The sequence below is a fragment of the Photobacterium sp. OFAV2-7 genome (assembly GCF_022347985.1).
GTDB lineage: Bacteria > Pseudomonadota > Gammaproteobacteria > Enterobacterales > Vibrionaceae > Photobacterium.
In genome coordinates this window covers 1-7018 of record NZ_JAKRFQ010000189.1, presented here as the reverse complement: position 1 = coordinate 7018, position 7018 = coordinate 1, and the positions used below count along the sequence as shown (strand labels likewise).

The following is a 7018-nucleotide window of genomic DNA, read 5'->3' as shown; positions in this document are numbered from 1 at the left end:
AATCACCCTTGCCGACGTGCTACTGGTCACCATTCCGGGAACCAGCCTTGGTTTGACCGCGGCCTGCGTCATCGTCAACAAACTGGGTAAAGAGCTTAAAGATGATCCTGAGTATCGTCGCCGCATGGAAGATCCAGCTTTCCGCCAGGAAATGGAACAAGAGGTGCAGGTTGAAGAGCTTGAAGTGAAACCTGAAGCTAAAAAAGCCGTTTCCCTGTTCTTGTTCGGTTCGTTAATTGTGGTTCTAATGGGTGCCTTCCCGTCACTTCGTCCAAGCTTTGACGGCAATGCCATGGGCATGGCCCATACGATTGAAATTGTCATGCTGTCTATTGCGGCTCTGATCATCCTGATCTGCAAACCAGACGGTTATGCCATCACCCAAGGTTCTGTATTCCACGCCGGTATGCGCGCCATTGTTGCTATCTTCGGTATCGCCTGGCTCGGTGACACCTTCAACGGCGGTCATGGTGTAATGGTGAAAGAAACGGTTGCCGGTCTGGTCGAAATGGCCCCTTGGACCTTTGCCTTTGCGCTGTTTGCACTGTCTGTCATGGTTAACAGCCAGGGCGCAACAACCGCAGTACTGGTACCGGTAGCCATTACCCTTGGCCTGCCGCCGGAAGTGATCATCGCGACCTTTGTTGCTGTGAACGGTTACTTCTTCATTCCGAACTACGGCCCAATCATTGCCTCAATCGACTTTGACCGTACGGGTACGACCAACATCGGTAAGTTTATCTTTAACCACAGCTTCATGATCCCGGGTCTGCTAAGCATGGTATTCAGTATTATGTTCGGCTTCCTGTTTGCCGGTATCGTACTGTAATTAAAAGAACTTCCTATCCAAGCCCTGCAATCGCAGGGCTTTTTTGTCAAAGCAGATCAAAATTTGCTAACACTAAACCTGACAACACTGATCCAGCCCTATTCTTCATGCACCATTTTGGTTGAGACTGCAAAACGGTTCCACGCATTGATGGTTATGATCTGCATAATACATTGCGCCAACACGTTTTCTCCCAGTAGCGTCAGACACCGCTGATAAGTTTCGTCCGACAGTCCATGATCGGAAATTAGGGTGATCTCGTCAGTCATTGCCAGCACTGCCCGCTCGGTTTCACTAAATAGCGGCGACTCTTCCCATGCCGACAAAGCCAGCAAACGCTGCTCAGTTTCATTATGTGCCAAGGCCACAGGCGCATGCATCTGAATACAGTAAGCACATTTATTGATCATTGATGCGCGCAGCTTAATAAGTTCACACAGTGTTACCGGTATATCGCTTGTACTCAGATAAGACTCCACTCCCATCATTGCCTGAATGGCTTTCGGCTGAACTTTGCTGATATCGATGCGTTTTGACATAAGGGTAATCCTCGGTTGTTTTATCGAATTCGATGAACCTTTTGTACCTATAATTTTTCGGTTCATCAGGAAAGTGATGTCATTGTGCGCCATTCGACAAATGGATAGAATACAACCAAAATCTGCAATAGTTTTGCAGCAGACGCAAAGGTTAAATATGCTAGATCTAGTCCGAGTTTTTATTCAGGTCGTCGACTCAGGAAGCTTTTCAAAAGCAGGACAGACACTGAATATGGCCCCGTCTTCCGTTGCCCGAAATATTGACAACCTCGAGCGGCAATTGAATGTCACCCTGTTTAAACGCAGCACCCGCCAATTACTTCTCACTGAAGAAGGCCAGTATTTTTTGGCTGGGGCAACCAAAGTAGTCGAAGAGACCGATCAGCTTGTGTTATCTATGAATGCCCTAAATGATGAGCCTAGAGGCACACTGCGGATCTCAGTCTTCGAGAGTTTCGGCAACCTTTGCGTTTGCCCCTATCTACCCGAGTTTTTGGCCAGGTATCCGCAGGTAAAAGTAGAAATCGAGCTCGATAACAAGCTGGTCGATCTCAATGCAGAGAACATTGATGTTGCAATCCGCATCGGGCGACCGGTTGATAGCAGTTTGAATGCACGCAAACTCATGACCAACCACACGCTGCTGTGCGCAGCACCAGCATACCTGACCCGATACGGCACACCTCAACAACCGGAAGAGGTCAGCGACCATAATTGCCTGTTGCTAAACCATGACAGACAAAGGAGCTACTGGCATTTTTCGCAAAAGAAACAACACAAGAAGATCCCGGTCCAGGGAAACCTGACCTCGAAAGGGGGCTCTCCATTGCTGTCAGCAGCAGAAGGCGGAGCAGGATTACTACTGTTAACTAGCTGGATGCTGACAGACTCCCTCAAAGAGGGTCGTCTCGTGCCTGTGCTGCCGCAATGGCAGGTAATGCAGCATGAGCACACCAGCGGGGAAATTTATGCCATCTATCGAGGCGGGAAATACCCCAAACCTCATCTACGTGCCTTCATCGATTTCTTGCTTGAAAAAACTGAACAGCACAGTCAATTTCTGTAGAGAATCAGAACAACAAGCCAAAGCGGTCCCATCGACAACGCTTTGGCTATACAGTTACTTGATTTAGTTACGTATCCTGCCCGAGGCTATTTAGAATTGACCGAACCTTTTGCTCATTTTCTTCGTACTCGGTTAAGGCCTGAATCACCCTGAGGCAATCAGAACTCAACCGGTACCGGTTGGTATATTGCACATCGGTATAAATCGCCGCAGGAAAGTCATCAGGTATACCCAACGGCTCGATATAGCCAGCTGACGGGTTCTGGTAATTCCGGTGGTGCTTGAGATTCGGCCAACTGATAATTTCGACTGCCGCCTTGGCAATACCAACCATCCATCCCTCCTGGACTTCTTGCGGAGAGAGGTCGAAATAACTGTCAGTACTGACATCGGCATCCAGCCAGCTTTGCACGGTGGTAAGGTAGTGTTGATGATCATAGTCTTCTATCAGCTCGCTGACAGCTGAAGACTGAAAAGCGAAAGAAGCATTGAGCTGGTAGAGCTCTGCAAGTGTCATGTTACTGAGTGCTGCTAGGGCAACCTCAAACGCCCTTTCATGCAATCTGGCTTCGACAGCCAGACGCTGTTTCTCTTCGTTAAGGCGCTTTTCCTTTAAGTGCCGAATGCGATTTTTGCCATCTTCAATCAGCTGCTGTGCCTGCTGCAGGACATCAATTTCTGCTGATGAATAGAGTTCGTTAAGGTCAGATAAAATAACATTTTTGATAATATTGGATGCGGTGGTCGCTTTCGCCTGTTTGCTTTTCAAAGCTTGGCTGTTTGCAAAATCGAGCATGATCAATCCCTCAATATCAAAACCACAATGCCTGAACCATCAAGCTAAAGTGAGTTAAGGTAAGTACCTTTTCTCGCAAGATTGTCTGCCGGTAACCTCTCTTCTTTTTATTAACCTGCTCTCTCTATTGTAGACAAAAAACTCTATTTTTTAGTGATTTGCCTGTTAAGCTAATCACACGCAAAATAAAGAGCACCACGCCTGTTAGGGCGAGGTGCCTGTAAATCACAGCTCGACACTGATCGGTTCACGCCTCCCCTAAGGCGCGAACTTCGCAAACACCTCCGCTTCGGTCATGTTTTGGGTGTCATTGCTAAAGGCGTAATACTCTGGTTTCTTATCAATAAAGATTTGGTGATCCATCTTCATCTGATCCTGCTGATCAAGAATACCGGCCGTAATAATATGCTGGCTATTCTCCTTTAACAGGTAGAACAGGTGAGTCCCGCACTCCTTGCAAAAGGCGCGCTCGGCCCATTCCGAAGAGGCGTAACGACTGACAAACTCTTCACCGTTAATCGTGATTTCTGACCCGCCATCAACGGCAAGGAATGGTCCTCCCCCCCATTTACGGCACATACCGCAATGACATGCTCCGACATGCAAATCAGCGGCTTTCGCTTCAATCGTCACTTTACCGCATAGGCAGCTGCCAGATGCCGCTTGTTTCTCACTCATATGTCCTCCTTGTCATGTTCCATCTTATCAGTTATTACCATGATAACTGTATATGCATACAGCTTAATTATTCAACTATAAACATGAATTACTGTGAGCAAGGTGCAAGTTTCATTATTCATAACAACAGCCTGCCACCTAGTGCCAGCCGATCTGCCACTCCAAAGAGTCGGTAAGCTCTCGCCAGTTAAGCTCATACTCATGTCGGTTAATCACCGCCTCAATAACACAGCGTTTAACCTTATGGTGCTCGTCAAACTCAACCACAGTGACAACAAAATGCCTCTCCCGATGAACGGGATGTACTTTGGTCCATTTGCTATTTAGCAATGCCTTTGGGTGAATACGGTTCATATCAGGATCCCTTTACAAGCCTTTGCTATAGCCAACGCTTCAAACCGACTTTCCGATCATTTGATCGCAGCAATTAACTCATTTCTATCGATAAAATCGGAAAAAGCGATTGTGAGAAATTTGTGAGATTTTTGCGAGAGGATTACCAGATTTATCCGTCATAGTCATTGCATGACTCAATAACAAACGGATCAAACAATGAAGATGACCTTAGCCTCCCTTGCCGTTATCGGCCTATTGGGTTCTGCTCATACCCTGGCAGCAGAAATTGATGTCACAATTACCAACGCCACCAAAAACATCTACTTCACTCCGCTATTGGTGGCTGCACATAGCGACAGTGTATTCCTTTTCCGCTCTGGTGAAACGGCCTCTGCCGAAATTGAAGCCATGGCCGAAGGCGGAGATATATCCGGGCTCTCATCAGTGGCGACTAACGCCGGGGCAGTGGTTGCCGAAGATCCAGCCGGAGGCATTTTGGATCCCGGCCAGCAGGCAACAGCCTCGCTGGACACGGGCAATGCTGATCGTCTGACGATTACCGCCATGCTGCTACCGACCAATGATGGCTTTGTCGGCCTGGACAGCTGGGCTATTCCATCGACACCGGGCACTTATACCATCTCCCTCAACAGCTATGATGCCGGCACCGAGGCCAACGACGAGCTGGCTGCAAGTATGCCAAACCCACCATTTATCAACTTTGGTAGCGGCGGTACTGGTGTAGAGACCACGGTGACCAATAACAAAGTCCACATCCATCCGGGTAACCTCGGCGACAGTGATCCCAACGGCGGGCTGAGCGATATCAGCAGCACGACCTACCGCTGGCTGAACCCGGTAGCCATCGTTACCGTGACAGTAAAGTAAGGAGGCCGCTATGAAATATCGTCTACTGATGATTGCAACCAGCGCTGGCCTGCTTGCCGGCTGTCCTATCGAAGATGATGATGAGGTTCAGGAACCAGTACCTGTTACGGCAAGCTATACGGTCAGCGTTAAGAACCTGACTCCAAACCAGCCGCTGTCGCCTCTCGCCATTCTGGCCCACAACGATCAATATTCGCTGTTTGAGATCGGGCAATCATCTTCGAATCCACTCGAAGTGATGGCCGAGGGTGGTGACAACAGCGATCTTCTTGCTGAATCGGCGAACAACGGTAACGTCGGATACAGCGTTTCCGGTACGGGGGTAATTTTGCCGGGAGCCAGCGACAGTGTCTCTCTAACCATAGATACCAGCGTCGCCCAGCAGCTATCAGTTGCAAGTATGCTGGTCAACACCAATGATGGGTTTGTCGGTGAAACCCAGCTCGATATTGGCAGCCTCGCTATTGGTGAGAGCCTGAATATGAACATGGCAGTGTGGGATGCCGGTACAGAGGCCAATGACGAATCGGCCGCCACTATTCCCGGCCCGGCAGCTGGCGGCGAAGGATACAACAGCGTCCGCGACGACAATGACAGGGTATCCTTTCATGCTGGTGTCATCAGCCAAGATGATGGTTTGGCAAGTTCGGTACTCAATGCGACCCATCGTTTTCTCAATCCTGGAGCGAGGCTGACCATTACTCGTACGGAATAGCATCTGTTGAAAGAAAGTCATCCCAGTCCGGTCTTTTTTCGTTGGTATACGTGTGTTGTATTACGAAAACCGGCCGGGATGACATTATGTTCACAACAAATTCAAACAACCCGAACTCAATTAACTCAAACAGCATTGAACCTGCCATGATCCTGATTGTTGAAGACGACAATGATCTGGCTGAGCTGATCAGCATGCACCTGACTTTCCAAGGTCATGAAGTCGTTCGTGTCAGCAGTCTCGAACTCGCCAGAGAAAAACTCAATGCCACAACCTTCGACCTTATTGTTCTAGATCGGGGCTTGGATGATGGTGACGGACTGCAGTTATGCACTGAGCTTCGCAGGCTGCAAAACTGGCTACCGATATTGATCCTGACAGCAAGAGACCGTGAGAAAGACAGAGTCGAAGGGCTCGAATCCGGTGCAGACGATTATTTAACCAAACCGTTTAGCGTACTGGAGTTTCAGGCTCGGGTGAGAGCAATGTTACGCCGCAAAAGCCATACGGCAGACACCCACTCGGCTAACTGTGACGGAGTGGACAATGCCCCAGAGCCTGTTCTTGAGTTTAACGGACTGACTATCAAACCTCAGTCGCATCAAGTCGAAGTCGAGCAACACCCCGTGAAGCTAACGGCCACCGAGTTTACCTTGCTGCACTTCATGGCCCAGCGGCCGGGGCGGGTATACAGCAAAGACGAATTACTGGAGCAGGTATGGCACACAGACTTTTCGGGCTACCACCATACCGTCTGTAGCACCGTCAACAGACTCAGAACCAAGCTGGAGCCACCAACAGCCCGGCACAAGTATATCCACACCGTGTGGGGAGTCGGTTACAAGTTCCAGGCTTGCTAAGCCACGCGGTAACAGAGGCCGCTTCAAGGAGATATAGCAATGAATTTTAAACTGCGTCTGTTGCTGCTCACCGGAATGTGGTTTGCCCTTTCGGCTTTGTTAATTGGCAGCCTGTTCAACTATCAGCAGCAGGTGATTGAGCAGCGCACCCAGCAAACCTTGCACCGTGAGCTTGCCGCCCATATGCGAGACGATAATCCCCTAATGCACGGCACCGATTACAACCCAAAAGCCCTCAAGTCGATTTTTCATACCTTGATGCTGCTAGGGCCTGACTTTGAAATCTATTTTCTCGATCAGCAAGGCAATAT

The 7018-nt window shown here is 49.0% G+C and carries 9 protein-coding genes and 1 pseudogene; 6 read left to right on the top strand and 4 right to left on the bottom strand.

Features of this window, described 5'->3' with window-relative positions:
- The coding region (locus MHN01_RS11775; protein ID WP_304622851.1) for an anaerobic C4-dicarboxylate transporter family protein at positions 1 to 829 on the top strand (829 nt) is incomplete at its 5' end.
- A 98-nt stretch (positions 830 to 927) separates the two neighbouring features.
- On the opposite strand, the gene MHN01_RS11770 is transcribed toward MHN01_RS11775, so the two are convergent.
- Complete coding sequence (locus MHN01_RS11770; protein WP_239411525.1) at positions 928 to 1368, bottom strand: carboxymuconolactone decarboxylase family protein; 441 nt, start codon at positions 1366 to 1368, stop codon at positions 928 to 930.
- 157 nt (positions 1369 to 1525) lie between these two features.
- Here MHN01_RS11770 and MHN01_RS11765 point away from each other — a divergent pair, with 157 nt between their 5' ends.
- The gene (locus tag MHN01_RS11765; protein ID WP_239411524.1) at positions 1526 to 2434 is read left to right on the top strand and encodes a LysR family transcriptional regulator; all 909 of its coding nucleotides are present in this window, start codon (positions 1526 to 1528) and stop codon (positions 2432 to 2434) included.
- Positions 2435 to 2501: 67 nt separating this feature from the next.
- On the opposite strand, the gene MHN01_RS11760 is transcribed toward MHN01_RS11765, so the two are convergent.
- The 3 genes from MHN01_RS11760 to MHN01_RS11750 form a co-directional block, all read right to left on the bottom strand.
- Positions 2502 to 3230 (bottom strand): hypothetical protein, encoded by a 729-nt coding sequence (locus MHN01_RS11760; protein ID WP_239411523.1) that lies wholly within the window; start codon positions 3228 to 3230, stop codon positions 2502 to 2504.
- 258 nt (positions 3231 to 3488) lie between these two features.
- Positions 3489 to 3908 (bottom strand): GFA family protein, encoded by a 420-nt coding sequence (locus MHN01_RS11755; protein ID WP_239411522.1) that lies wholly within the window; start codon positions 3906 to 3908, stop codon positions 3489 to 3491.
- 138 nt (positions 3909 to 4046) lie between these two features.
- Positions 4047 to 4262 carry a TIGR02450 family Trp-rich protein gene (locus tag MHN01_RS11750; RefSeq protein WP_239411521.1) on the bottom strand — a complete coding sequence of 72 codons (216 nt, stop codon included), beginning with the start codon at positions 4260 to 4262 and terminating at the stop codon, positions 4047 to 4049.
- A 198-nt stretch (positions 4263 to 4460) separates the two neighbouring features.
- Here MHN01_RS11750 and MHN01_RS11745 point away from each other — a divergent pair, with 198 nt between their 5' ends.
- The 4 genes and pseudogenes from MHN01_RS11745 to MHN01_RS11730 all read left to right on the top strand — a co-directional run.
- On the top strand, positions 4461 to 5132 hold the full coding sequence (locus tag MHN01_RS11745; protein ID WP_239411520.1) for a spondin domain-containing protein: 672 nt from the start codon (positions 4461 to 4463) through the stop codon (positions 5130 to 5132).
- Positions 5133 to 5142: 10 nt separating this feature from the next.
- Positions 5143 to 5847, top strand: coding sequence for a spondin domain-containing protein (locus MHN01_RS11740; RefSeq protein WP_239411519.1), 705 nt, complete (start codon positions 5143 to 5145; stop codon positions 5845 to 5847).
- A 119-nt stretch (positions 5848 to 5966) separates the two neighbouring features.
- Positions 5967 to 6707, top strand: coding sequence for a response regulator transcription factor (locus MHN01_RS11735; RefSeq protein ID WP_239411526.1), 741 nt, complete (start codon positions 5967 to 5969; stop codon positions 6705 to 6707).
- 39 nt (positions 6708 to 6746) lie between these two features.
- A pseudogene (locus tag MHN01_RS11730) lies at positions 6747 to 7018 on the top strand (sensor histidine kinase); the annotation flags it as partial.

Bases quoted from the DNA above. Each gene is read 5' to 3' on its own strand.
- MHN01_RS11770 (WP_239411525.1), bottom strand. From the start codon at position 1,368: ATGTCAAAACGCATCGATATCAGCAAAGTTCAGCCGAAAGCCATTCAG.
- MHN01_RS11750 (WP_239411521.1), bottom strand. From the start codon at position 4,262: ATGAACCGTATTCACCCAAAGGCATTGCTAAATAGCAAATGGACCAAA.
- MHN01_RS11755 (WP_239411522.1), bottom strand. From the start codon at position 3,908: ATGAGTGAGAAACAAGCGGCATCTGGCAGCTGCCTATGCGGTAAAGTG.
- MHN01_RS11745 (WP_239411520.1), top strand. From the start codon at position 4,461: ATGAAGATGACCTTAGCCTCCCTTGCCGTTATCGGCCTATTGGGTTCT.
- MHN01_RS11765 (WP_239411524.1), top strand. From the start codon at position 1,526: ATGCTAGATCTAGTCCGAGTTTTTATTCAGGTCGTCGACTCAGGAAGC.
- MHN01_RS11760 (WP_239411523.1), bottom strand. From the start codon at position 3,230: ATGCTCGATTTTGCAAACAGCCAAGCTTTGAAAAGCAAACAGGCGAAA.
- MHN01_RS11740 (WP_239411519.1), top strand. From the start codon at position 5,143: ATGAAATATCGTCTACTGATGATTGCAACCAGCGCTGGCCTGCTTGCC.